Genomic DNA, 25,811 nt, shown 5'->3' on the forward strand with positions numbered 1-25,811 from the left:
TCATGAATCGGAAGAATGAACGGATTTTGGTACGTATCGGAGCTACTTGGAACATCATCAATGGTGTGATTACCTTGTTTTTTTATAGTCCTTGGATTCGTAACAGCGCTTTGATGGGTATGACAGAACAAAATAAAGGATCGAATTTTTTATCTGAGAATCTTAACACGTTTGTTATGACTTATGGGCTACTATTTATTCTATTAGGTGTTTTGAATTTATACTTAAGTTGGAGAATTATCGACAATGAAGTGAGCGTTAAAATACCTGCATGGTTCGTAGTTGTTGGCTTATTAAGTTATTTAGTGACAGATGCTATTAGCGCTATTGTATATATTATTGCAGGATTTCTGTGTTTAGCTAAAAATAAAGCAATAAAATTAAGCCATAGTTAGGAGTTTGGCATGTATAGAGAGGAATATCCAAGACCACAGTTCAAAAGAAACGATTGGGTAAATTTAAATGGAACGTGGCAATTTAGTTTTGATGATCAACAAGTAGGAAAGCAAGAAGGCTGGTATTTACAACCCTTTAATTTATCAGATGTTATTGAAGTACCGTTTGTTTTTCAGTCCAAGGCTAGTGGAATAGAAGATACTGGCTTTCATGATGTTGTATGGTATAAACGAGATTTTGAAATACCTAAGGACTGGAAAGACAAAAAAATTATTTTACATTTTGGTGCCGTTGATTATCAAACTTCACTGTATGTGAATGGACAATTTGTAGGAGAACATATTGGCGGACATACCTCATTTTCATTTGATATAACGCAGTATGTAACCTTCCAAGAGGATCAAATAACACTGTGTGTGTTTGATCCTTCAAAAGATGAACGAATCCCTAGAGGGAAACAATATTGGCATGAGCAATCGGCAGCAATCTGGTACACTCGCACCACTGGTATTTGGCAAACAGTTTGGTTGGAACCTCTTTGTAATGATGTATCGTTGGATAACGTATTTTTCACTAGTGATTTAGATAATGGGAGCATACAAATAGCTTATGATTTTTCTGGAAATATTCAAGGGAAAACACTTAAAACGGTAATTTCATATGGTGATAAAGTATTGATAGAATCTGATCAAAAAATTCATGATAGTGCAGTAAAAAATAGTTTTTATCTATTTAATCATGAAGCGGATCGCAGTGACTTTCATGGTTCAGGTTGGACATGGACACCAGACACGCCTAATTTATATGATGTGAAAATTGAGGTCTTGAATGAAAATCACCATATTTTAGATTCAGTGGATACCTATTTTGGGTTAAGAAAAATTCATGTTCAGGATGGTATGGTCCACTTGAATAATCGACCGTTTTACCAGAAATTAATTTTAGATCAAGGCTATTGGCCCGAAACATTAATGACCGCTAAAACGGATGAAGATTTTATTCGTGATATTGAGTTGGCAAAAAAAATGGGCTTTAACGGGTGTCGGAAACATCAAAAGGTCGAAGATCCAAGATTTTTATATTGGGCTGACCGATTGGGATTTGTTGTTTGGGGAGAATGTGCTTCGCCATCAGTTTTTTCAAGACTAGGTGTTGAACGTCTGACAGTTGAATGGATGGAAATTATTTCAAGAGATTATAATCATCCGTCAATTCTTACCTGGGTTCCAATTAATGAAAGTTGGGGCGTTCCAGAAATTAGTTTTAGCCGACAACAACAACATTTTTCTCAGTCAATTTATCACCTAATCCATTCACTAGACACCACTCGATTGGTAATTTCTAATGATGGTTGGGAAATGACCGAAACGGATATATGCGCTGTTCATAGTTATGTTCATGGAAATAAAGAGGAGAAAGAGAAATACCATCACTTTGTTGAATCTTTAAGAACGCGTGAAAATGTTTTAGGTTCAGAACCAAATCGTCGAAAGATTTATTGTCCAGGGTTTATCGATAATGGCGCGCCTATTCTATTAACTGAATTTGGTGGGGTTAGCTACACTAAAGAGAAAGAAGGCTGGGGCTATACTAATGTCAGTTCTCAAGAAGAATTCCTAGCTGACTATCGACGAATAATGGAAGCAGTCTATGCTTCTGAAGTATTGAATGGATTTTGTTATACCCAACTTACGGATGTTGAGCAGGAGCAAAACGGACTGCTAACAGCTGAACGCGAGCCAAAGTGTTCAATAGGAGCCTTAAAGGAAATAAATGATTTATGGCATCCTGATACGATAAACAAACGAGGAGAGAAGTTATAGTGAAAGTTAACCGTGTTGCATCAGTTCCGCTGATATTAAGTGATCCCTACTTTTCAATTTGGTCACCAGCAGATTGTCTTTATGATACAGATACTCAAAGCTGGACCGGAAAAGAGATGCCAGTTCGTGGTTTTATTCAAGTGAATGATACGACGTTCAGATTTATGGGAGATGATTTACTCATTCCTGAAATACCTCAAACAAATTTAGAAATTACGCCTACTCAGACAATTTATCAATTTGAGAATGAACTCATTTGTTTGGAAGTAATTTTTTCGACAAATCTAGATTTACAAGATTTGCAAAAAATATCTGAGCCAGTCACAATTATTACAACCAATTTAACAAAGAAACAACCAGATCTGCAAGTAAACGTAACTTGGCAATTTAGTGAAAAAATTTGCTGTGATACAACGATTGAAGCAGATATGAATTGGCGTCATGTAAAAACAGAAAAAAGCGATATTGTTTGGATGGGAAAAGCAAAACAGACTCCTTTGAATTCTACCGGTGATTTGATTGATATTGATTGGGGCTATCTTTATATCGCCGCTACAACAGATCAACAGATCAAAGCAAATAAGAATCTGGAAATGTTAACAGTAAGTTATCCTTTAGATTCGCAAACTAAATTTTTGATTGCTTATGATGATATTGTTTCCATACAGTATTTCGGTCACTATCGACCTGCTTTATGGAGAGAAAAATATACGAGTATGGTGGAACTTCTAGAGAACTATTTAACTCAACTAGAAGAAAATTACCAAAATTGTTGCCAGATTGATGAGACCATCCAAAAGCAAGTACGCCTTGCAGGCGGTGAGTCATTAGAGCTTATCACCACAATGTCTTATCGACAAAGTATCTGTGCGCATAAATTGATACGCGATGAAGAGGGCGAGATCATCTTCTTGTCTAAAGAATGTAGTTCCAATGGTTGTATTGGAACGGTTGATATTAGCTATCCTTCTGCTCCGTTATATTTCTTGTATCAGCCTGAGTTAATAAAAGGCATGTTAAGAGGCGTTTATCGATTCGCAGAGTTGGATGTTTGGGAGTATGATTTTGCTCCACATGATATAGGTCGCTATCCTTATGCTACTGGGCAGTTGTATGGAACGAACTTCCATGAGGGAGCAGTCGATGGATTGGCTCCTAAAGCGAGAGATACTATTTTTGATATCTATACCTTACCAAAGGGGCAAGACGTTTATCGAGATAAGGAGCAAATGCCGATTGAAGAGTCAGGTAATATGATTATTTTAAGCTCGGTACTTTATCTTCTCCATGATGATAAAAACTTTTTCAACAAGTATTTAACTAGAAATTTAAAATGGGCAAGCTATTTAGAGCGTTGGGGACAAAATCCTGAAAATCAGCTATGTACGGATGATTTTGCTGGTCACCTTGCTCAAAATGCCAATTTGTCTTTAAAAGCAATCGTCGCTTTAGCGCTATTAGGTAAAGCCTTGGAAAAAAATGGTGATGCTCAAGGAGAAGATTACATTAAAACAGCAAAAAAAATGGCAGATGTTTGGCAAGAAATGGCTAAAGAAAATGGGCACACTCGACTTGCTTTTAACCAAGAGGATTCTTGGAGTATGAAATATAATATTGTCTGGGATTATTTATTCGATTTGGACTTATTTCCTAAAGAATTAATTGATCAGGAACTTCAAACATACGCTGGCAAGGCTAATCGTTATGGAATTCCATTAGATAATCGTGAAAGTTATACAAAAGCAGATTGGATTATTTGGGTATCTGTACTCACTGAAGATGCGCAATTAGCAGAGGAAATGCTTGCTCCGATTGCTGCATACATTAAAGAAACAGAAACTAGAGTTCCTTTTTCTGACTGGTATGACACAATTTCGGGACGACAAATGAATTTCAAAAACCGCAGCGTAGTTGGTGCATCATTTATGCCTTTACTAAAACAAAAAATAATGACTTCTGATAAATAATGAGAAAGTAGGATGAAAGAATGACGCTAAATCGACAAATGCATCCAAGACCACAATTCATTCGAAAAGATTGGCAACTGTTGGATGGTGAATGGGATTTTGCTTTTGATGACAATCAAATCGGATTAAAGGAAAAATGGTTCAATGGTTTGCCAGAATCAATCAAAATCAATGTACCTTTTACTTATGAAACAAAATTAAGTGGAATAGAACGCTATGAACAACATAAAGTTGTCTGGTATCAGCGGGAACTTATTTTGGATGATAGTGATTATGTCCTAAATTTTGAGGGAGTAGACTATCATGCTGAAGTTTGGCTAAATGGTGTCCAAATCGGCACGCATACTGGAGGCTATACCCGTTTTAGTCTTGATCTAGAGAACTTTGCAGTTTCAGGCTCTAATCAATTGGTCGTTCGGGTGCAAGATTCTTTAGCCAATGAACAACCAAGAGGTAAGCAAACTTGGAAAGAAGGTCGTTTTGGTTGTTGGTATATTGGTAATACAGGCATTTGGAAGTCGGTTTGGCTAGAGAAGGCTCAGTCTCAAAGACTAGCGGCAGTAAAAATGACGCCCGACTTGGATGATAATTGTATTATTCTAGAACCTATTTTGCAAAATCAATTAGTCGGAACTACACAACCAGCTTATTTTTTGGAAGCAACAGTTGAATTTGATGGTGAATTTGTGAGCTATTACAAGGGCTCATTCGTTCATGAAATGACGCCGATTAAGATGGATACTCGAGTAAGATCTGATTCGAATTGGGGAACTAAAAAATGGTTGCCACAGCTGCCAGATTTATATGATATTCGTTTTGTTTTATACGATGAAAAAGGGAATCAACTAGATGAAGTATTTTCTTATTTTGGTATGAGAAAAATTTCTATAGAGAATGGGCACGTCTTGTTAAATAATGAAAAACTATATCAACGCTTAATTCTGGATCAGGGTTATTGGGCTGAATCAGGACTTACGCCACCTTCAGTTGAAGCGCTAAAAGTTGATGTACAGAGAATTAAAGATCTAGGTTATAACGGTGTTCGGAAACATCAAAAGATTGAAGACGAGCGATATATGTATTTGTGCGATAAGCTAGGGCTATTAGTCTGGGCTGAAATGCCATCGACTTATGTCTTTAATGATTTAGCTATAGAAAACCTGACTCAGGAATGGATGCAGGTAGTAAAACAGCATTATAATCACCCTTGTGTTATTACATGGGTACCTTTCAATGAATCATGGGGGATTAACGGAATAGTTAATCTAGTGAAGCCTCAGCAACTTACTGAAGGAATTTATCATCTAACAAAAGCCTTTGACAGTAATCGACCAGTGGTTACGAATGATGGATGGGAACATACGATTTCAGACATATTAACACTGCATGACTATGAGGAATTTGGCAAGTTATTTACCGAACGGTATGCTGACAGAGATAAAGTCACATCTGGTGAAATTATGTTTAACAATGACTGGTTTGCTTTTGCTGAAGGTTATGAATATCAAGGACAACCAATCATCATATCAGAATTTGGTGGTATCGCTTTTTCAACAGATGAAAAAGAGAATTGGGGATATGGTAATCAAGTAAAAAATAATGAAGAGTTCATGAAACGGTTTGATTTGATACATGAGGCTATTCAAAAAACTTCGTATATTTCTGGGTATTGCTACACGCAATTAACAGATGTAGAACAAGAAGTAAATGGCTTGTTAAATCCTGACCGAGAGTTTAAAGTACCTGCAGAAGAGGTTCGCAAAATAAATGAACGTCGGATGAAATAAATCAAAGAAATAATTTAACTGAAAAAGGTATCGAAATCAATATATTTCGATACCTTTTTGCTATCTTAGAAAGTATTTTTCTTAAGCCTTGCATACGTATTAGGGAATAAATTCAAACTACTTGTTTTATCGAACGGTTCTCGTAGACATTTCCGGGAAGACCCACAACTAGGAAATAGGCTCGGTCAATAACCTCCCCTAGTTAAGAAATCATTACATAAAAGGCTTTGTACTTTCAAATACACTCGTTGTTTATTACACTGTAGAGTGAAGTTATGTCATAATTTTGAGAATAGTCCGGAAAAGAATGAATGTATTTTTTTCAGGGCGAGGGATGAGCGAATCATCTCGGAAAAGAGTGTATATGAAAGGCGAAGAAGGAGAAAGTAAACCAATGGATAGAAGATCTATGAATAGAAAACCAAAACGATCGAAAGGACCTTGGTTGATTGGCGCAGCGTTGGTTGTATTGATTGCAGCTGGTGGCGCGGGGTTCGTGTGGTACCAAAAAGATCAGAATGAGAAGGCCAGTCAAACAGCGATTACTCAGTTTACTCAGGCAATCGAAAAGGAAGATTTTGAAAAGTTGGAGAAGCTAGTATCTAAGGATTCAGCGAAGGATAGTGGTTACAAGCCGAAAGAGGTTGTAGAAAAATATCAAACAGTTTTTACGGGTATCTCGGCGCAATCGCTCAAAATTTCTGATGTAAAGACGGTCAAAAAGGATCAAACAGTTCAATTTACCTATCAAATGCAGATGACGACGCCTTTAGGTGAGCTAGCACCTCAGAGTTATAAAGGAAGCTTGGTGAAAGAAGGCGATGATTATAAGGTGAAGTGGCAGCCAAATTTAATTTTTCCTGAGATGGAAAAAGAGGACAAGGTTAGCTACGCTTTGACTGAGGCAGTTCGTGGGGAAATCACGGATAGAAATAACAATAAATTAGCTCAAAATGCACGGTTAAATCAGCTTGGTGTGGTTCCTAGCGCACTGGGTGAGGGCGATGAAAAAACAAAAAAAATCAAGGCAATTGCCGAAGAATTTTCGTTAACGGAAAAAGAAATTACGCAGGCTATGGAGCAAAGTTGGGTCCAGCCAGATTATTTTGTACCGTTAAAAATTCTTGATAGTCGACCAGAAAATATTCCTGATGGGGCTACCTTGCAGGAGGTAACCGCTAGGTATTACCCACTCAAAGAAGCGGCGGCTCACCTGATTGGCTATGTTGGATCGGTGACGGCGGAGGATTTAGAAAAAAATCCGGAATTGAGTACTGATGGTGTAATTGGCCGTTCAGGGTTAGAAATGGCCCTTGATAAAGAATTACGTGGTCAAAATGGTGGGAAGATCGTGATTACCTCAAAGGATGGCGAAGAAAAATCAGTCGTCCAAGAAGTTGAGAAAAAAGACGGGACAACGATTCAATTGACCATCGATCAAGAAGTGCAACAGCTAGCGTTCGATGAGCTGGCAAATGATAAAGGTGCCAATGTGGTAGCCCAGCCGAAAACAGGGGACTTATTGGCCGTGACGAGTTCACCAAGTTTTGATCCGAATGCGATGACTCAGGGGATCTCTCAAAAAGATTATGATGCGTATCAAAATGATAAAAACTTACCTTTCATCAATCGTTTCGCTACTGGCTACGCGCCTGGTTCGACATTTAAAACGATTACGGCGGGGATTGGCTTAGATAGTCAGACGCTGGATCCTGCAAAAGAGGTTGCGATTGATGGGTTGAAGTGGCAAAAAGATGCTTCGTGGGGCGATTATTTTGTGACGCGGGTGGCGGAAGCTTCACCAGTTAATTTGCGCAGCGCTTTAGTCAATTCAGATAATATTTATATGGCGCAAGCAACTTTAGCGATGGGAGAAAAAACGTTCCGCGCAGGCTTGAGTAAATTCATTTTTGGTGAAGAATTAGATTTGCCGATTGCCATGACACCAGCTCAAATTTCAAATGAGGATACTTTCAATTCAGAAATTTTATTGGCGGATACAGGCTATGGGCAAGGCGAATTATTGGTGAACCCGATCCAGCAAAGTGCGATGTACTCAGTATTTGCTAACAAAGGAACCTTGGTTTATCCTAAATTATTGATGGACAAAGAAACGAAAACGAAGGCAGATATTCTGTCAGAGGGCACAGTCAATCAGATTGTGGATGACTTAAAGGCTGTTGTCACAGATGAAAATGGCACGGCTCATTCATTGAGTGCGTTAGGAATTCCGTTGGCTGCCAAAACAGGAACAGCTGAAATTAAGACAAAACAAGATACAAAAGGCCAAGAAAATAGCTTCTTATTTGCCTTTAATCCGGATACATCAGGTTATCTGTATGTAAGTTTATTAGAAGACCGACAAGAAAATGACTCAACAACCAGCCGGTCCAGTGACCTATTGGCGTATTTGAATGAGCATTATAGTTGAGTAATTGATTGAAAAAGACTGTTATAATAGAAAGACTAGGGAAAACTTAACGTAGAAAATTTTTAGGGGTGGCGAGATGAAGCGTCAGGGCAAGAAAAAATCACTGGGTAAAAAAATAGGTATTGGGTTGGTCGTTGTTCTTATCTTGCTGATAGGTAGTGTAGGTATTTACCTCAAATTCGCTACCTACCAAGCGACAGATGAAGCACAAAAAATCAGTCAAACCGCGCAGAATGAAGGGTCCTACACTTTGTATGCCAGCGAAAATGATGAATCAGTGGGGGTAATTTTTTACCCAGGTGCCTTAGTTGCACCAGAAAGTTACAGTCTGTGGGCGACCCAAGTAGCTAAAGCTGGCTACGATGTTTATGTCATGCATCCGACCTTTAATTTGGCGGTCTTATCACCGAATATTGCAGACAAAGTGAGTGAAGACCAACCAGATCGTAAATTTGTTTTAGCTGGGCATTCATTAGGTGGTGTAATGGCCAGTCGCTATGCTAAAAATAATCTAGCGCAGGTTGCTGGAATGCTGTTTTTAGCGAGTTATCCAGATGAGAAAGGCTCATTGAAAGAGACGGACTTGCCGGTATTGTCTATTACGGCGACCAATGATGGTGTCTTGAACTGGGACAACTATGAGCGTGCGAAACAATACCTACCGAAGGCAGCAGACTACTTGTCTATTGACGGTGGAAATCACGCCGGCTTCGGGAGTTACGGCGCTCAAAAAGGCGACAAAGAAGCGACCATTTCCAACGCTGAACAACAAGAAGAGATTGGCGATGCAATCAGCCAATGGCTCGGAACAATCGAGTAAGAAGAAGCCTTGAGCAGTTATTTTGCTTGAGGCTTTCGTCTTAGCGGTGCTTATTGTCAGCTTCTACAGCGATAAGAATAGCACATAAAAAAACCATCCAAAACTTTAGCCAGTCGGATGGTTTAATGATGCATAATCTTTAAGTTTTAAGGCAGCTATCATCTAATGACTTAGCTTGCAAGACATGTTAGCGCATGTCTTTTTAATTTGCAATATTGTAGCATTGAAAATTAAAAATAAATATTCGACGTTTGTGTATATACACAAGTAATAAGCATATATACGAAATCTAAGAAGTTTAATGGGTTGCTGCCTTTTGTGAAGGGAGTGACGTCCATTCATAAGATTTTGCTTTTCTATCAACTGAAAGGGAACGCTAATGACTTAGCTTGCGAGACATGTTGAAGCATGTCTCTCTAATGCTCACTTAGTGTACGCTTAAATAATTAATAATACAAGGGTTTTCAAGAAGTGTCTATACTACAGGTACTTTACTAATAAAAACAAGCAAATATCTATAAATTATCTCATCAATTCTCAACAAAAGTAATCACAATCGCTTTATTTTCGACATCACATTGGACAGTGACTGACCAAGTTAGCGCGGTTATGGTCACCACAGTTTCAGAAAGCCTAAATGAGCAGAGAATATTCTGGTCGCCTAGGTCGTCTTTATTCAAAATAATGTACTCCTCTTCGTTTGAGAGGTTTCGAAAAGCGCTCGCCTCAAATCCATGAGTGATCAATTTCCAATCATAATCGAGGGTCATATTGCTATCTACTTTTTGGTTATTGTCATTTGTCATGCTAATGTTGCCAACGAATTGGCTGAATGAGTCACTATTCACGAATTTGGCCCTCCCCATAAATGATATATTTTGTAGACGTTAATTCTTCAAGTCCCATCGGTCCACGAGCGTGTAGTTTTTGTGTTGAGATGCCGATTTCGGCGCCAAAACCAAAGACAAAGCCATCGGTGAAACGAGTCGAAGCATTGACGTAGACCGCTGCTGCATCGACTTCTTTGAGGAATTTTTGAGAAGCAAAGTAGTTATCTGTAACGATTGCCTCAGAGTGTTTTGTGTTGTAGCGATTGATGTGGGCGATGGCTTCCTCAAGTGTATCGACGACTTTAATCGCAAGAATGTAATCAGAAAATTCGGTTCCCCAGTCAGCTTCGGTTGCTGGTGTTGCTTGCGTCAGGATTTCGCACGCGCGCTCGTCACCACGAAGCGCTACCTGTTGCTCCAGCAAGGCTTTTTCCATCAAAGGTAGGAAGGTTTTGGCAACATCTGCGTGAATCAACAAGGTTTCTATCGAATTACAAACGGAAGGCCGCGATGCTTTGGCATTGACCGTAATATCAATCGCCATTTGCAGCTGGGCATCTTTATCAACGTAGACATGATTGTTTCCAGTCCCTGTTTCAATAACAGGAACAGTCGCCGTTTCCTTGACTCGACGAATCAATCCAGCGCCACCGCGAGGGATTAAGACGTCCAGATAATCAGTCAGGCGCATCATTTGATTAGCGACTTCGTGTGAGGTATCGCTGACAAATTGAATCGCTTCAACAGGTCCATTATTTTCGCGCAAGGAATTTTGTAGAATTTCAACCAAAATTTGATTGGATTGAAAGGCCTCTTTTCCACCACGTAAAATAACAGCATTTCCAGTTTTGAAACAAAGACTTGCAGCATCAGTTGTGACATTTGGTCGCGATTCATAGATAATACCAATCACGCCTAATGGCACTTTTTGGCGACCAATCATCAAGCCATCCTCATTTTTCCACATTTTTTCGACTTCCCCGATTGGATCAGCTAGTTGAATGACTTGGCGAATCCCCTCAGCCATCTCAATAATGCGTTCTTCGGTCAAACGGAGTCGGTCCTGCATGGTTTCACTAATACCATTTTCAACAGCTTTGGCTAAATCCAGTTCATTCGCTTTTAATATCTGTGGAATCTGTGCTTCTAGCGCTTGAGCCATCTTATGTAGCAGTTGATTTTTTTCCTGTGTCGATAGCAGTGAAAGGGTCTGGGCGCTTGTTTTTGCTTGCTTTCCCATTACTTGTAAGTCCATTAGCTTTCCTCCTTAAATAGTGTCCCAATTGTTTCGCCGGCAAGAATATCAAAGATGATTTTAGGCTGTTTCCCATTGGCTAACACCATCATACTATTGTTATTTAATACCCGTTCAGCAGCCAGTAATTTACTTTGCATACCACCTGTTCCGAAAGCTGAGCCTGAGCCGCCAGCCTGCTCCATTAACTGTTCATCAATTTTTGAAATGCGTGAATAAAGTGTCGCTTGTTTATTTTTCAGAGGATTATCTGAGTAAAATCCATCAATATCTGAAAGCATCAGTAAAACATCCGCTTGTACCAGCTGCGAGACAATAGCCGAAAGCTGGTCATTATCGCCAAATTTGGTTAAATGATCCAACTCATCAACGGCAACCGTGTCATTTTCATTAACGATCGGGATAATTCCCATTTTCAGTAGCTGCTCGATGGTATTGGTCACGTTTAGTCGGCTAGTAGGGAATTCAATCACATCGCGAGTCATCAAAATTTGACCTGTCAATTGACTATAAGTCGAAAATCGTTGCGTATAGATGTTCATTAACTCCGCTTGTCCGACCGCTGCGACTGCTTGCTGTTCTCTGATTGTTTCGGGGCGACTGCTCAAACTCATCTTATTTAAACCAACACCAATGGCTCCAGAAGAAACAAGGATGACTTCTTTCCCCTGATTTCTAAGGTCAGTTAAGACAAAGGCTAGCTGGTCAATCGCCGCTAAATTAATGTTTCCATTTGGGTAGATTAAGGTACTCGTGCCGACTTTTACGACAATCCGTTTTGCCTGCTGTAATTGTGCGCGCATCTGAGCACACCTCCTTGTTATAGAAAGAAACTGGGTACACAATTATGCCCCAGTCTTCTGTTTATTCAATACAACGATTAAAGAAACCCACAGTGTAAGGATTCTTCTATAGTTTACTAGTCTTTTAGTTCAAATGAAAGAGGTATATTACCTACTCTTTACCTAGGTTAACCAGGTACTATTTTCTATCTGAATTTTCCCAATCTTTTGAGATACACGGTGGCATGCTGCCAGGCTCTTCGGAGATTTCAGAGCTGTCAAAGAATACGAAGAGCGTATTCCCTGCCATCTCTTCCAATCTCTCAAGCCTAATCGGCAGTCTGCGCAACCTTTGATAAACGGTGGTCAACCGGCAGGTTCTTCGGAGATTTCAGAAAAGCCAACACATGCGAAAAGCGCATGAGTCGTCGTTTCTTCCAATCTCTCGAACCTAAACGCCATTTGCCGCAACCTTGTTTACAAATAACCCGCTTAATAGTTTTGGTTCGAACCAGGTTGATTTTGGTGGCATGATTTTGTCTGCGTCTGCGACGGCTAGTAGGTTGTCCATGGTTGTTGGATAGACGGCGAAGGCGAGTGTCCATTTGCCACTGTCGACTAATTCTTCTAATTCTTTCATACCGCGGATGCCGCCGACGAAGTCGATGCGTTTGTCGGTTCGGATGTCCATGATACCAAAGATGTCTTCAAAGACGTTTTTTTGTAAGAGCGAGACATCTAATTGTTGTACAGGATCATTTGGTACAAGTTCTTCTTTGATTGTCAGCTTATACCAGCTGCCATCGAGGTATAATCCAAAGGTTTTGGCTTCCATCGGTTTGCCTTCTGGGACCTTTTCGACGGTGAAGATTTCTTCTAATCGAGAGAAGAAGTCTTCAGGAATGGGTACGTTTAGCACGCGATTATAATCAAGAATTTCTAATTCTTCTTTTGGAAAAATAACAGATAAGAAGAAATTGAACGGTGCATCTTCAGGCGCATCTGGGAATTCTTGATGACGTTTTTGACCAACCTTGACGGCAGATTCTGTCCGATGATGGCCGTCTGCGATATATAAGGCAGGCACGTTGTCTGCAAAGGATGCTGAAATTTGTTGGATAATAGCTGGATCATCGATGCACCAGACTTGGTGATTCACATCATGAAAGCTATCAAATTGATAAATGGCTTGGTGTTGTGCTTTCCAGTTATCCATTAGGTCTTGAATTGTAGCTTCTTTTCGATACGTCAGGAAAATTGGGCTAGTATTAGCATCGCAGGCATCGATATGTTTGATACGATCGACTTCTTTTTCTGGTCGCGTGTATTCATGTTTTTTAATTTTGCCGGTTTCATAATCTTGAATCGACGTACAGGCGACAATACCGGTTTGACTGCGGCCATTCATCGTCAGTTGATACAGATAAAGCATTGGTGCTGCTTCTTGCTGCAACCAGCCTTTTTTCAGAAAGTCGGCTAAGTTTTCAGCGGCTTTTTGATAGACTTTTTCATCGTAAGGCGAAAGGTCACTAGGTAAGTCAATCTCAGCTTTATCGATGTGCAAATAAGAGTAAGGATTATCTTTGGCTAAATCAGCGGCTTCGCTAGAATTTAGCACGTCATAGGGCAGTGTGGCTACTTCGGCCACATGCTCGACGCTTGGTCGGATGGCTTTAAACGGACGAACAACGACCATTAATAATGCACTCCTTCCTGATTCTTGATAGTCCGGACATAAATGATTTTATCCGAATTTTGAATTTTTTCAGCGACAGCGGCAATTTTTTCTTCATCGGTTTCAGCAATATCAATTAGTGTGTAGGCATAATCGTCTCGACTTTTGTTAATCATCGTGTCAATATTCATGCCCAAGTTAGCAATCCCAGATGAAATGAGACCCAGCATATTCGGCACATTTTCATGGATAATTGCGAAACGGTATGGCGAATTAAATGACATTTCAACTTCAGGGAAGTTAACTGAGCGTTTGATTTCGCCAGTTTCTAGAAATTTCTTCAAGGTTCTAGCAGCCATTTTGGCGCAATTGACTTCGGCTTCTTCAGTTGAGGCACCTAAGTGTGGCAACACAAGAATTTGTTCGTTATGCAATAAGCGCTCGTCAGCGAAATCCGTCACATAGCGGGCAATTTCGCCAGTCTGGATGGCTTCTAACACAGCGGCTGTATCAACGAGTTCTCCACGGGCAAAATTTAAAAGAACGGCGTTTTTCTTCATTTTTTTCAACTGTTGCGTACTTATTAAATGACGGGTCTCTTCATTTAAAGGAATATGAATCGAAATAAAATCACAGTTAGCAAAAATGTCCTCTATAGAGGTGGCACGATTGACCCGGCGCGAAATGCTCCATGCAGTATCGACGGAAACGAAGGGATCATAACCTGTAACTTCCATGCCGAGGCGGTAGGCGTCGTTGGCAACCATGGCACCGATCGCACCTAAACCGATCACACCTAGATGTTTGCCTTCAAGCTCATGGCCAGCAAATTGTTTTTTATTGGCTTCGGCTTGGTCTTCGACGTCATCACCTGCTAAGGTTTGAACCCATTGCGCACCTTGCACAAGGGGGCGTACAGAGACTAGTAAGCTAGCTAAGACGAGTTCTTTCACGGCATTGGCATTAGCGCCAGGCGTATTAAAGACGACGATGCCTTTTTCAGCACAGTCTTTCACGGGGACATTATTGGTCCCAGCACCAGCGCGGGCGATTGCTAGCACTGATTTTGGAAAGTCATAGTTGTGAAGGTTTTGACTGCGCAAAATGATCCCAACTGGATTTTCAGTTTGATTGATGGTGAATTTATCAGCCGTGAAGCGCTGTAAGCCTTCTGGCGCAATTTCGTTAAAGGTTTTAATATCATACATGTGCTTAATTTCCCCCATTTTCTTGAGTAAATTCTTGTTCAAAGGTCTGCATAAAATCGATCAGCGCGTGGACGCCTTCTATTGGAAAGGCATTATAGAGACTCGCACGCATGCCGCCGACTAATCGATGGCCTTTAAGATTTTCGAATCCTTGTTGGGTAGCTTGTGCGACAAATTTTTTGTCCAAGGCTTCATCACCGGTTACAAATGGGATATTTGTCAGTGAGCGGAAAGCTGGATCGACGGGACTTGAGAATAAGGCTGAGCGATCGATTGCTTCATACAATAAGGCTGCTTTTTCTTGGTCTTGTTTTAGAATGCCAGCAATCGCACCTTGTTCTTTAATCCATTCAAAAACTAACTTGGCAATATAAATTGAGTAAGTTGGTGGCGTATTGTAGAGTGAATGATTGTCGGCTTGTAATTTGTAATCTAGCATGGCGCTTGGCACTTCGCATAGACCGAGTAAGTCGTCACGAATGATAACGACAGTTAAGCCAGCGGGGCCAATATTTTTTTGCGCACCGGCATAAATCACGCCGAAGTCAGAGACCTTGTAGTCATTGGCTAGGATATTTGAAGACATATCGGCCACCAAAGGAACATTTCCAGTGTTTGGTAAGTCGGTAAAGGCTGTCCCTTCAATTGTATTATTCGTAGTGATATGCACGTAGGCAGCGTCTGGATCAATCATTGCTTCAGTAACCTCTGGGATATAGGTGAAGTTTTTATCTTCGCTACTCGCCAGTACATCAACTTCGACGGTCGCCAGCTTCTTCGCTTCGGATATGGCTTTTTTCGACCATGTCCCAGTATTAATATAATGTGCTTTTTTATTTTGAGCGAGGTTTAACGGCACCATCGTAAATTGAAGGCTTGCCCCACCTTGTAAAAATAACACTTGGTAGTTATCAGGAATTTGCATGAGCTCTCTTAATAATTGCTCCGCATCTTGAATAATAGCTTCAAATAAGGATGATCGATGACTCAGTTCCATAACGGACATTCCACTGTTTTGATAATCCAAAAGTTCGGATTTTGCTTTTTCCAATACAGGTTTCGGTAAAACGGCAGGGCCAGCTGAAAAATTATACACAGTTGTCATACATCTATCTCTCCTTTTTTGTGATTATTCAATTAGAATTGAATAAAAATAAATGTGAAAATAATTATAACAGAAAGAGTTAAATGATAATAGTCTAATTTTTCAACAATTGAATGGAAATAACGGGTAGAATTCGTCCAAAAAAAGAAAATTTACTGAATATTTACTTAAGTTCGGTAGAAAACCTCCCTTGCTATGTTAAAATAATTCTAAGAGAAATTAGGAGGTTTTTTAATGAAAAAAAGAGGCTTTGAGATTGTGTCAACATTTGAAAACGACGGGATTCATTTACCGAAAAGAGCGACGAAAGATGCGGCAGGCTACGATTTTGAAGCAGCTAGCGATGTGACGATTCCTAGCATCTGGAAATTAGGAATTTCGCAAGGATTGAAGACACTTTTAGGAAAAGACGAACAATCGATTGAACAAGAAGAAAAGAAATTAAAGCCAGTTTTAGTACCGACGGGCATTAAATCATATATGGGCGAAGACGAATATTTACAGTTGGCGAATCGCTCGAGTAATTCTTTGAAACGTTTTTTACTGCTGCCTAACGGTGTCGGCATCATCGACAGTGATTATTATGGCAATCCATCGAATGAAGGGCATATTATGTTCCAATTTATCAATTTTGGGATTCGTGATGTGCATATTAAGAAGGGTGAACGAATTGGGCAAGGAATTTTCCTACCGTTTTTAAAAGCAGATCAGGATACAGCCGAAAACGTTCGAACTGGTGGCTTCGGCTCATCAAATAAATAAGAAGAAAATGGGTCAAATACGTAATTTATTGCAGGAATATGATAGAATAAAGGAACAGCAAAATAGCTGACTGATGTAGGTAGAAGTGATGACTGAAATAGTCAGAATTACGCAGCATAAATAGTCAGTAGCGATTGCCAAAAAATGGTCAACATTCAATGGTCAACATTTGATGATCAGGGTTCGCGCAGATTTTGCATAAAGTAGATAGAATAGTAACTATAGATTTAAGAACAGATTATCAGCGGAAAATGACTAATGGCGTCATATTTGACGATAGATTAGCGAAAAGGTGAGGAGACGAGAGATGGCTAAAAAAGCAAAAGCACAGTTCGTTTGTCAATCTTGTGGGTATGTATCACCTAAATATTTAGGCCGATGTCCCAACTGTGGGCAGTGGAATTCTATGGTAGAAGAGATTATTCAAGACACCACGGATCGCCGCGTGCGCACGAGTATTACGGGTCAAAAAGCCCAACCAATGAAACTAACTGACATTGTTCCCAAAAAGGAACCGCGCGTTCAAACGCAGTTATCCGAATTAAACCGCGTCTTAGGTGGCGGTGTGGTGCCAGGCTCCTTAGTCTTAATTGGTGGGGATCCAGGGATCGGGAAATCGACGTTACTATTACAGGTTTCTCAGCAGCTAGCAGCGACTGGCGGTAAGGTTTTATACGTATCTGGTGAAGAAAGTGCTGACCAAATCAAGATGCGGGCAGAACGTTTAGGGGCGATTAATAACGAATTTTATATTTACCCTGAGACAGATATGCACGAAATTAGTCGGTCGATTGAGAATATGGCACCGGATTATGTCATCATTGACTCGATTCAGACGATGACACAGCCGGATATTACCAGTGTGGCAGGCAGTGTCAGCCAAGTGCGTGAGACAACGGCTGAGCTCTTAAAATTGGCAAAAACCAATGGGATTGCGATCTTTATCGTTGGGCATGTGACCAAGGAAGGTTCGATTGCGGGACCGCGGATGTTGGAGCATATGGTGGATACCGTGTTGTATTTTGAAGGCGAAAAACACCATAGTTTCCGAATTCTACGAGCAGTTAAGAATCGTTTTGGTTCAACCAATGAGATTGGGATTTTTGAGATGCGCGAGCAGGGCTTAGTGGAAGTCGCCAATCCTTCCCAAGTCTTCTTGGAGGAACGTTTGGCGGGTGCTACAGGTTCGGCGATTGTTGTGACGATGGAAGGCAGTCGGCCAATTTTGGTTGAGGTCCAAGCGTTAGTCACGCCAACAATGTTCGGTAATGCTAAGCGAACGACGACCGGCCTAGACTTTAATCGTGTGTCATTAATTATGGCGGTTCTTGAGAAACGCGCAGGTTTACTGTTGCAAAATCAAGATGCTTATTTGAAGGCCGCGGGTGGCGTGCGCTTGAATGAGCCAGCGATTGACTTGGCTGTGGCGGTGAGTATCGCTTCAAGTTATCGTGAAAAAGGCACCCAATCGACGGAATGTTTTATCGGCGAGATGGGTCTGACTGGTGAAATTCGGCGGGTAAGTCATATCGAACAACGTGTTCGGGAAGTGAAAAAATTAGGCTTTACTAAAGTTTATTTGCCTAAAAATAATCTCAGTGGCTGGGATCCGCCCAAAGGGATTGAAATTGTGGGCGTTGCAACGATTGGCGAAACGCTCAGAAAAGTCTTCGGTGCCTCTTCATAGAAAGAACGTTTCATAAGGGAAGTTTCGCAAAGATAGTTTTGTAGAAAGAACTAAAGAATAGAATTGAACTGTAGAACTAAAGAATAAAAACTGAACATTAATAACTAAGGGCTGCAGATGAGCGCGTAGGTGTGCTGATCTGCTTGCTCCTAATACCTAGAGCGTGCGATGAGGCGCTCAAAATAACAACAAAAACAAAAATAAACTGGAGGGATGAACATGCAAAAACGAGTAATTACTTTGTTAATGATCATTGCTGGCGCAAGTCTGGGCATTTCTTTTTTACCGGCTGCGTGGACAGCATTAGGCTATGAAAACAATAGCTGGCTTAACAATCATTTAGTCAATAGCTTGGTTGGTGCACTTATTTTCTTTTTATTATCTTTACTATTGGCGAAAAATATTGTGACTGGCTTGAAACGTGTGGAAACAAAATTGAGTGAATTGAGTCTGACGTACCTATTATTTGGTGCGGTCGGCGCGATTATTGGGTTGACTTTAGGAGTTATTTTATCGACTCCTTTATACAATTTAGATATTCCATTTATTAATAGTGTGGTACCAATTCTCCTGATGATTATCCTGGGTTACCTAGGGTTTCGTATGGGGACAACTAGAATTGACGAGTGGAAGAAAATCTTTACGCCGAAGCAGAAGAAGACGGATGCTGCACCTGAGAGTCAAATGTTGGATCGGAAAGTCGAAGATCATTTCCACAAATATAAAATTCTTGATACGAGTGTCATCATCGATGGTCGAATCTATGATATTGCCAAGTCAGGATTTTTAGAAGGTGTTATTTTAATTCCTAATTTTGTGTTGTATGAATTGCAATATATTGCGGATTCTGGTGATAGCTTGAAACGTGTCCGTGGTCGCCGTGGCTTAGATATCTTGAATTCTTTGCAAAAAGAAGAGGGTATTACGGTTGAAATGTACGATGGTGATTTCGAAGATATTGCCGAAGTTGATAGCAAATTAATCAAATTAGCGAAATTGTTAGATGGCGTCGTTGTGACGAATGACTACAATTTAAATAAAGTATCAGAGTTTCAAAATGTTCCTGTGCTAAATATTAATGCCTTGGCAAACGCGGTGAAACCGGTGGTCATTCCTGGGGAAACGATGGAAGTTTTACTGGTTAAAGCAGGAACTGAGCGCCAACAAGGGGTGGCTTATCTAGATGACGGCACGATGATCGTGGTGGAAGATGGCCAACATTATATGAACGAACGCATCCAGGTTGTGGTAACGAGCGCGCTGCAAACAGCGGCTGGACGGATGATTTTTGCTAAACCGGCTCACTCGGGTCGTGGGATTGATGCGACAAAAAGTGCGTCAAATAAAAAAGATAAATAATAGGAATCAATCTTCAAAGGGAACTTTGAAGTCTTAGCTTTACTAATTGCGCTATTGATTGTACAATTTTAGCTGAACAGTTAATCAAAATTTAGTGAGAAAAAGGCGGAAATGTAAACCTGATTTTCACTGAAGAACTAATTTGAGTATTAATTGAAGAAGCAATTATACACGAAGGAATCAACTAAAGAGAGTAAGGAAAGAGGAAAAACTATGACTAAAGTACGTGTACGTTATGCACCAAGCCCAACTGGTCACCTACACATTGGGAATGCGCGAACAGCGTTATTTAACTATTTATTCGCTCGTCACAATGGCGGAGATTTTATTATTCGAATCGAAGATACAGACCAAAAGAGAAATATCGAAGATGGCGAAAAAAGTCAGTTAGAAAATTTAGCTTGGTTAGGCATGGAGTGGGATGAATCTCCTGAAAATCCTGGCGAATATGGTCCTTACCGTCAATCAGAAAGAAAAGATATTTACCAACCGCTGATCGATCAATTATTGGCCAGCAATCATGCGTATAAATGTTATTGTACAGAGGATGAATTGGAAGCAGAACGTGAAGCACAAAGAGCGCGTGGCGAAATGCCGCATTATGCTGGAACCTGTGCCAATTTGAGCCCTTCTGAACAAGCTGAGAAAGAAGCGCAAGGTTTAGAACCTGTGATTCGTTTCCGTGTCCCTAGAAATTCTTCTTTCACTTTTGAAGATATGGTTAAAGGGGAAATCGTCTTTGAATCAGATAATGTCGGTGGCGATTTTGTTATTCAAAAACGTGATGGCATGCCAACTTACAACTTTGCCGTAGCGGTGGATGATCATTTGATGAAGATTACCCACGTTTTACGTGGCGATGATCATATTGCAAATACGCCGAAACAGTTGATGGTTTATGAAGCATTTGGCTGGACACCGCCAGTTTTCGGTCACATGACATTAATCATTAATACTGAAACGGGTAAAAAATTAAGTAAACGTGATGAGTCAATTTTACAATTTATCGAACAATATCGTGAATTGGGTTATTTACCTGAAGCGATGTTTAACTTCATTTCATTACTTGGCTGGTCACCAGTCGGCGAGGATGAATTGTTTAGTCAAGACGAATTAGTGAAAATGTTTGATCCGAACCGTTTGAGTAAATCACCGGCCGCTTTTGATGCGAAAAAATTAGAGTGGGTTAACAACCATTATATGAAGGAAATGGATTTAGATGTCTTAACTGAGATGTGTATCCCTTACCTTGCAGCGGATGGTCGCATCGAAAAAGACTTATCACCTGAAAAATTAGAATGGTTGAAAAAAGTCGTGAGCTTGTACCAACCACAAATGAGTTATGCAGCGGAAATCGTTGAAGTCTCAAACTTATTCTTCATCGAACATCCCGTTTTAGATGAAGCAGCTAAAGAAGTCTTAGCTGGCGAAACAGTACCAACTGTCTTAGCTGCTTTCAAAAAAGAATTAGAAGCTTTGGATACTGTTGATGTGCTAAGCGTTAAAGCGGCGATCAAAGCGGTACAAAAAGAAACAGGCGTTAAAGGAAAGAACCTATTTATGCCGATTCGTGTGGCTGTTTCAGGACAAATGCACGGACCAGAATTAGGTGAAACGATCGAATTATTAGGTAAAGAAAAAGCCTTGGATCATTTAAATAAAGTATTATAAGAATAAATTGGAAATAAACGCTGTGAACAGAAGGAAGTAACAAAAATAAATTGCTCAGAGAGACTGTGGTTGGTGGAAACAGTTGGTTTATTTTTGCGAAATGCATCTGGAAGTGGTTTGGGCGAAGACGGAAGAAAGCTTCGGGAAAGTAGTCCAAAACGAGTCGCGCTCGTTACGCGTATTGAGGCAATCGCTGAGTAAGTTGGGTGATTGTGAAGAAAAGTGGAACCACGCAGAAAAAGTGCGTCTTTTAGATAAGGAGACTTATTTAAGAGGCGCTTTTTTGGTGGTCAGAATAAATAAGAGGAAACAAACTTAAAGCAATGATAGAGCGAAATAAATGGGGAAATAGAGCCAAGGGCGTGGATAATTCTGCTCCCTGCCCTCTAGAAAGGAGTCTTGAGATGGGTTGGTTTAAACAAGGAATTGATGCGGCCAAAAAGAATGATCCAGCGGCTCGTTCAACGGCAGAGATTGTCTTGACGTATCCAGGGTTTCATGCGCTTTTTTGGCATCGAGTGTCGCATTTTCTTCATCGACATCATCTGTACCTTTTGGCGAAGATGCATGCGCAGTTTTGGCGCTTCATTACGGGAATTGAAATTCATCCGGGGGCCAAAATTGCGGCGGGCGTTTTTATTGATCATGGCATGGGTGTTGTGATTGGCGAAACGGCCGTGATTGAGGAAGACGTGGTTCTTTTTCATGGAGTGACTTTGGGTGGCACAGGAAAAGATCATGGTAAACGGCATCCGACGATTAAAAAAGGAGCGCTGATTTCAGCGAATTCTCAAATACTGGGTCCAATTACGATTGGTGAATATGCCAAAATTGGTGCTAGTGCGGTAGTTATTAAAGATGTTCCTGATCGAGCGACTGCTGTGGGAATCCCGGCAAAAATTGTTCGAATTGATGGAAAGAGAGTGAGGAGTTCAAATGATTAAAATTTATAATACATTGACGAGAGAAAAGGAAGTTTTTCAACCGATACAGGAAAATAAAGTCAGCATGTATGTCTGCGGACCGACTGTTTATAACTATATTCATATTGGGAATGCTCGCAGCACGATTGCTTTTGATACGGTGCGTCGCTATTTTGACTATCGTGGCTATGAAGTGAATTATGTTTCAAATTTTACGGATGTCGATGACAAAATCATTCGCACAGCGAAGGAGTTGAATTTGACGGCGCCAGAAGTGGCAGATCGTTTTATTGCTGCATTTAAAGAGGATACGCAGGCCTTGAATGTCTTGCCGGCGACCCTTCATCCGCGAGTGATGGATCATATGCCTGATATTATTACGTTTATCGAGGCGTTGATTGAAAAAGGCTATGCCTATGAGTCGTCTGGCGATGTTTATTATCGGACGCGCAAATTTGATCAGTATGGTCAGTTGAGTGACCAGTCGGTGGATGAGCTGGAGGTTGGTGCCAGTCAGCGAATGGGTGCTGAACAACAGCTGAAGGAAGATCCATTGGATTTCGCTTTGTGGAAGTCTGCTAAAGTGGATGAAATTTCGTGGGATTCGCCGTGGGGCAAAGGGCGTCCGGGCTGGCATATTGAGTGCTCGGTGATGGCAACGAAGCATCTGGGTGAAACGATTGATATTCATGGTGGCGGTCAGGATTTAGAATTTCCGCATCATGAAAATGAGATTGCTCAGAGTGAGGCCAAAACGGGCAAGAAATTTGCTAATTATTGGATGCATAATGGCTATGTGACAATTGGTGACGATGATGAAAAAATGAGTAAATCGTTAGGTAATTTTGTGACGGTGCATGAATTGGTGAAGGAAGTCGATCCACAGGTCTTACGCTTTTTCATGGCAACCACCCAATATCGTCGCCCGATTCGTTACAGTGAAACGACGTTGAAAGAAGCAGCTACCAATCTGCAAAAGTTACGGACAGCCTATGAAAATACTCTGTTTCGACTAGCTACGGCTCAGGAGACTGGTGCTGCAAATGGAACCGATGATGCGCAGAAGATTCAGGAATTGACGGTGCTGGAAGAGCGCTTTGTCGCAGAAATGGATGATGACTTCAATACAGCAAATGGGCTGACGGTTATCTATGAATTGGCCAAATGGTTGAATACTTATAGCGAGTCTGCAGAAGTCAGCGCAGCTGTTTTATCTGCTGGAGTTGAAAAATACCGCCAATGGCTAGCAATCTTTGGGATTGTCTTTGTTTCTGACGAATTGTTGGATGAGGAAATTGATCAATTAATTGAAGAACGGATTCAGGCACGTAAAAATCGTGATTTTGCCCGGAGTGATGAAATTCGTGATCAGTTGAAAGAACAAGGAATTATTTTAGAAGATACCCCACAGGGAACGAGATGGAGAAGAGAATAATGAGAGATCACACACAACTAAATGGACTGGCGCTGGCGTATGTCGGGGATGCAATTTATGAAGTTTACATTCGTGATTTCCTAGTTGAACAAGGTTTAACTAAGCCCAACCAGCTGCATCGAACAGCCACACACTATGTCTCAGCAAAGGCTCAAGCCATGTTGATTAAGGCCTTGTTAGAGGAAGATGTGTTGACTGATGAAGAAGAATTATTTTACAAACGTGGTAGAAATGCTAAGAGTCATACTAGTGCTAAAAATGCAGATATTACCACCTATCGCGTGGCGACAGGATTTGAAGCGTTGATGGGTTATCTCCATTTAACAAAGCAAGAAGCACGGGTCAAAGAGTTAGTAGACTGGTGTATAAAGAAAGTGGGTGAAAACGAATGAGAAATGAACGTGGGCAAGGCCAACGGGATAAATTCCCCAAAAAGGGTCGTGGAAATGATGGCAAAAATTTTGCTGCTCGAGGGAAAGAAACCAAGCAAAAAAATGATGGCTATTCAAAAAAGAATGATTTTCGAGGAAAGAATAAGGATGTTCGTTTTACTGGCAAGGACCAATCAATAGGTGGCGTAGCTGAAGAAAGAGGCGCAGACATTCCAGGTACTTCTGAAGAATTAGCAGATAATTTTGTGTTCGGTTTTCATGCAACGGTGGAAGCTTTGCAACAAGGGCGCGGGAATAAGTTATTTTTACAAGAAGATGCCCGTGGTGAAAAGATTGAAGAGCTGAAAGAATTGGCGAAGACACAGGCAGTTCCAGTCAAATGGGTACCGAAACAAAAGCTTGATACGTTGAGTGATCATGGCGTGCATCAGGGAATGGTTTTAGCGATTACGCCGTACGAATATCTGACGTTAGATGAGCTATTGGAAGTCGGTGACAAAGAGGAAGAGCCGTTCTTTTTAATTCTTGATAGCTTGGAGGATCCACATAATTTTGGCTCGATTTTACGAACAGCTGATGCCAGTGGCGTGACGGGGGTAATCATTCCCAAACATCGTGCTGTCGGCATTACACCGGTTGTGACGAAGGCTTCAACAGGGGCGGTTGAGCATGTGCCAATCGCGCGCGTTACGAATTTAGCACAGGCGATTGCCCAGCTGAAAGAGAAAAACTTTTGGATTTTTGGCACGGATATGGCGGGTACTAATTATCAAAAATGGAATACGAAGGGCTCAATTGCCTTAATCATCGGTAATGAAGGGCGCGGCATGAGTCAGGGCTTGAAAAAAGAGGTTGATGAAATGCTAACAATTCCAATGACTGGGCATGTGCAAAGCTTGAATGCTGGGGTGGCAGCGGGGCTATTGATGTATGAAGTCTTTCGAAAACGTCAGGGAGGCTAACGGCTATGAAGAGTCAATTATTGATTGTGGATGGCTACAATATGATTGGTGCTTGGCCGGAGTTGGTACAGTTAAAGAAGCAGGATTTGTTAGAGGATGCCCGTGAAGCGTTATTGAATCGTTTATCTAATTACGCAAAATATGAGGGAATCGAGATTATTGTCGTATTTGATGCTCAATTGGTGCCAGGCATTCAACAAAATTATAAAAAGTATCAGTTGTCAGTTGTTTTTACGAAAGAAGAGGAAACCGCAGATAGTTATATTGAGCGGATTGCAGGTGAGCTTAATACAAGGCTCACCCAAGTAACCGTAGCGACCAGCGATTTGGCAGAGCAGTGGATGGTTTTTTCGCAAGGGGCATTGCGGACCTCGGCTTACGAATTATATAAAACAATTAAAAAGACGGAGAAATCTATTGCGCAAGATAGTAAAGATATGCATTTTATCGATTTTAGACGAAATTCACCTTGGAATGAAGAACAATTAAAAAAACTTTCAAGAAAACTGGAAGATTTGTCAAAAGATAGATAATTTTACAG

General features: G+C 40.7%; 21 protein-coding genes and 1 other annotated feature. Of the genes, 15 read left to right on the plus strand and 6 right to left on the minus strand.

Annotation, left to right across the window (positions count from 1 at the left end):
* The first annotated feature begins 2 nt into the window (after positions 1–2).
* From BAU15_RS14760 to BAU15_RS14785, 6 genes are all read left to right on the plus strand, one after another.
* A complete protein-coding gene (locus tag BAU15_RS14760) occupies positions 3–395 on the plus strand; it encodes a hypothetical protein (protein WP_161843493.1) in 393 nt (130 codons plus the stop codon).
* A gap of 9 nt (positions 396–404) precedes the next feature.
* The gene (locus tag BAU15_RS14765) at positions 405–2,219 is read left to right on the plus strand and encodes a glycoside hydrolase family 2 protein (RefSeq protein ID WP_161843494.1); all 1,815 of its coding nucleotides are present in this window, start codon (positions 405–407) and stop codon (positions 2,217–2,219) included.
* The gene (locus tag BAU15_RS14770) at positions 2,219–4,186 is read left to right on the plus strand and encodes a glutaminase domain-containing protein (RefSeq protein ID WP_237580210.1); all 1,968 of its coding nucleotides are present in this window, start codon (positions 2,219–2,221) and stop codon (positions 4,184–4,186) included. Before BAU15_RS14765 ends, BAU15_RS14770 begins: the two co-directional genes overlap by 1 nt.
* A 20-nt stretch (positions 4,187–4,206) precedes the next feature.
* Complete coding sequence (locus BAU15_RS14775; RefSeq protein WP_161843495.1) at positions 4,207–5,973, plus strand: glycoside hydrolase family 2 protein; 1,767 nt, start codon at positions 4,207–4,209, stop codon at positions 5,971–5,973.
* A 409-nt stretch (positions 5,974–6,382) separates the two neighbouring features.
* Positions 6,383–8,404, plus strand: coding sequence for a penicillin-binding protein PBP4(5) (pbp4, locus tag BAU15_RS14780; protein WP_237580211.1), 2,022 nt, complete (start codon positions 6,383–6,385; stop codon positions 8,402–8,404).
* Positions 8,405–8,480: 76 nt separating this feature from the next.
* Entirely contained in the window at positions 8,481–9,224 is a 744-nt protein-coding gene (locus tag BAU15_RS14785; RefSeq protein WP_161843497.1) for an alpha/beta hydrolase, read from the plus strand.
* Positions 9,225–9,754: 530 nt separating this feature from the next.
* On the opposite strand, the gene BAU15_RS14790 is transcribed toward BAU15_RS14785, so the two are convergent.
* From BAU15_RS14790 to serC, 6 genes are all read right to left on the minus strand, one after another.
* Positions 9,755–10,072 (minus strand): hypothetical protein, encoded by a 318-nt coding sequence (locus BAU15_RS14790; RefSeq protein ID WP_161843498.1) that lies wholly within the window; start codon positions 10,070–10,072, stop codon positions 9,755–9,757.
* Positions 10,065–11,309 carry a glutamate-5-semialdehyde dehydrogenase gene (locus BAU15_RS14795; protein WP_161843499.1) on the minus strand — a complete coding sequence of 415 codons (1,245 nt, stop codon included), beginning with the start codon at positions 11,307–11,309 and terminating at the stop codon, positions 10,065–10,067. The genes BAU15_RS14790 and BAU15_RS14795 overlap by 8 nt, the downstream gene beginning before the upstream one ends.
* Positions 11,309–12,112, minus strand: coding sequence for a glutamate 5-kinase (gene proB, locus BAU15_RS14800; protein ID WP_161843500.1), 804 nt, complete (start codon positions 12,110–12,112; stop codon positions 11,309–11,311). The genes BAU15_RS14795 and proB overlap by 1 nt, the downstream gene beginning before the upstream one ends.
* A gap of 430 nt (positions 12,113–12,542) precedes the next feature.
* Entirely contained in the window at positions 12,543–13,787 is a 1,245-nt protein-coding gene (locus tag BAU15_RS14805) for a DUF1015 domain-containing protein (protein ID WP_161843501.1), read from the minus strand.
* Positions 13,787–14,974: a 3-phosphoglycerate dehydrogenase family protein gene (locus BAU15_RS14810; RefSeq protein WP_161843502.1), complete on the minus strand. Its 1,188-nt coding sequence runs from the start codon at positions 14,972–14,974 to the stop codon at positions 13,787–13,789. The genes BAU15_RS14805 and BAU15_RS14810 overlap by 1 nt, the downstream gene beginning before the upstream one ends.
* Before the next feature lie 4 nt (positions 14,975–14,978).
* Positions 14,979–16,079, minus strand: coding sequence for a 3-phosphoserine/phosphohydroxythreonine transaminase (gene serC / locus BAU15_RS14815; protein ID WP_161843503.1), 1,101 nt, complete (start codon positions 16,077–16,079; stop codon positions 14,979–14,981).
* Between the two features lie 234 nt (positions 16,080–16,313).
* Between serC and BAU15_RS14820 the strand changes: the two genes are divergently transcribed.
* From BAU15_RS14820 to BAU15_RS14860, 9 genes are all read left to right on the plus strand, one after another.
* A complete protein-coding gene (locus BAU15_RS14820) occupies positions 16,314–16,841 on the plus strand; it encodes a dCTP deaminase/dUTPase family protein (RefSeq protein ID WP_161843504.1) in 528 nt (175 codons plus the stop codon).
* Between the two features lie 307 nt (positions 16,842–17,148).
* On the plus strand, positions 17,149–18,528 hold the full coding sequence (gene radA, locus BAU15_RS14825; protein WP_161843505.1) for a DNA repair protein RadA: 1,380 nt from the start codon (positions 17,149–17,151) through the stop codon (positions 18,526–18,528).
* 219 nt (positions 18,529–18,747) lie between these two features.
* Positions 18,748–19,887, plus strand: coding sequence for a PIN/TRAM domain-containing protein (locus tag BAU15_RS14830; protein ID WP_161843506.1), 1,140 nt, complete (start codon positions 18,748–18,750; stop codon positions 19,885–19,887).
* 213 nt (positions 19,888–20,100) lie between these two features.
* Positions 20,101–21,558 (plus strand): glutamate--tRNA ligase, encoded by a 1,458-nt coding sequence (gene gltX, locus BAU15_RS14835; protein WP_161843507.1) that lies wholly within the window; start codon positions 20,101–20,103, stop codon positions 21,556–21,558.
* Positions 21,559–21,571: 13 nt separating this feature from the next.
* Positions 21,572–21,812 (plus strand) — a binding site (T-box leader).
* 150 nt (positions 21,813–21,962) lie between these two features.
* Positions 21,963–22,502, plus strand: coding sequence for a serine O-acetyltransferase EpsC (gene epsC / locus BAU15_RS14840; protein WP_161843508.1), 540 nt, complete (start codon positions 21,963–21,965; stop codon positions 22,500–22,502).
* A complete protein-coding gene (cysS, locus tag BAU15_RS14845) occupies positions 22,495–23,916 on the plus strand; it encodes a cysteine--tRNA ligase (protein ID WP_161843509.1) in 1,422 nt (473 codons plus the stop codon). The genes epsC and cysS overlap by 8 nt, the downstream gene beginning before the upstream one ends.
* Positions 23,916–24,308, plus strand: a complete 393-nt coding sequence (locus BAU15_RS14850) for a Mini-ribonuclease 3 (protein ID WP_161843510.1) — start codon at positions 23,916–23,918, stop codon at positions 24,306–24,308. Before cysS ends, BAU15_RS14850 begins: the two co-directional genes overlap by 1 nt.
* Entirely contained in the window at positions 24,305–25,270 is a 966-nt protein-coding gene (rlmB, locus tag BAU15_RS14855) for a 23S rRNA (guanosine(2251)-2'-O)-methyltransferase RlmB (protein ID WP_237580212.1), read from the plus strand. The genes BAU15_RS14850 and rlmB overlap by 4 nt, the downstream gene beginning before the upstream one ends.
* A 5-nt stretch (positions 25,271–25,275) precedes the next feature.
* Positions 25,276–25,803 carry an NYN domain-containing protein gene (locus BAU15_RS14860; RefSeq protein ID WP_161843511.1) on the plus strand — a complete coding sequence of 176 codons (528 nt, stop codon included), beginning with the start codon at positions 25,276–25,278 and terminating at the stop codon, positions 25,801–25,803.
* Positions 25,804–25,811 lie beyond the last annotated feature (8 nt).

The organism is Candidatus Enterococcus huntleyi, from assembly GCF_009933175.1.
In the GTDB taxonomy this organism is placed as follows: domain Bacteria; phylum Bacillota; class Bacilli; order Lactobacillales; family Enterococcaceae; genus Enterococcus_K; species Enterococcus_K huntleyi.

Bases quoted from the DNA above. Each gene is read 5' to 3' on its own strand.
- BAU15_RS14820 (WP_161843504.1), top strand. From the start codon at position 16,314: ATGAAAAAAAGAGGCTTTGAGATTGTGTCAACATTTGAAAACGACGGG.
- BAU15_RS14785 (WP_161843497.1), top strand. From the start codon at position 8,481: ATGAAGCGTCAGGGCAAGAAAAAATCACTGGGTAAAAAAATAGGTATT.
- rlmB (WP_237580212.1), top strand. From the start codon at position 24,305: ATGAGAAATGAACGTGGGCAAGGCCAACGGGATAAATTCCCCAAAAAG.
- cysS (WP_161843509.1), top strand. From the start codon at position 22,495: ATGATTAAAATTTATAATACATTGACGAGAGAAAAGGAAGTTTTTCAA.
- BAU15_RS14765 (WP_161843494.1), top strand. From the start codon at position 405: ATGTATAGAGAGGAATATCCAAGACCACAGTTCAAAAGAAACGATTGG.
- epsC (WP_161843508.1), top strand. From the start codon at position 21,963: ATGGGTTGGTTTAAACAAGGAATTGATGCGGCCAAAAAGAATGATCCA.
- BAU15_RS14775 (WP_161843495.1), top strand. From the start codon at position 4,207: ATGACGCTAAATCGACAAATGCATCCAAGACCACAATTCATTCGAAAA.
- serC (WP_161843503.1), bottom strand. From the start codon at position 16,079: ATGACAACTGTGTATAATTTTTCAGCTGGCCCTGCCGTTTTACCGAAA.
- proB (WP_161843500.1), bottom strand. From the start codon at position 12,112: ATGCGCGCACAATTACAGCAGGCAAAACGGATTGTCGTAAAAGTCGGC.
- BAU15_RS14860 (WP_161843511.1), top strand. From the start codon at position 25,276: ATGAAGAGTCAATTATTGATTGTGGATGGCTACAATATGATTGGTGCT.
- gltX (WP_161843507.1), top strand. From the start codon at position 20,101: ATGACTAAAGTACGTGTACGTTATGCACCAAGCCCAACTGGTCACCTA.
- radA (WP_161843505.1), top strand. From the start codon at position 17,149: ATGGCTAAAAAAGCAAAAGCACAGTTCGTTTGTCAATCTTGTGGGTAT.
- BAU15_RS14805 (WP_161843501.1), bottom strand. From the start codon at position 13,787: ATGGTCGTTGTTCGTCCGTTTAAAGCCATCCGACCAAGCGTCGAGCAT.
- pbp4 (WP_237580211.1), top strand. From the start codon at position 6,383: ATGAATAGAAAACCAAAACGATCGAAAGGACCTTGGTTGATTGGCGCA.
- BAU15_RS14830 (WP_161843506.1), top strand. From the start codon at position 18,748: ATGCAAAAACGAGTAATTACTTTGTTAATGATCATTGCTGGCGCAAGT.
- BAU15_RS14795 (WP_161843499.1), bottom strand. From the start codon at position 11,309: ATGGACTTACAAGTAATGGGAAAGCAAGCAAAAACAAGCGCCCAGACC.
- BAU15_RS14760 (WP_161843493.1), top strand. From the start codon at position 3: ATGAATCGGAAGAATGAACGGATTTTGGTACGTATCGGAGCTACTTGG.
- BAU15_RS14850 (WP_161843510.1), top strand. From the start codon at position 23,916: ATGAGAGATCACACACAACTAAATGGACTGGCGCTGGCGTATGTCGGG.
- BAU15_RS14810 (WP_161843502.1), bottom strand. From the start codon at position 14,974: ATGTATGATATTAAAACCTTTAACGAAATTGCGCCAGAAGGCTTACAG.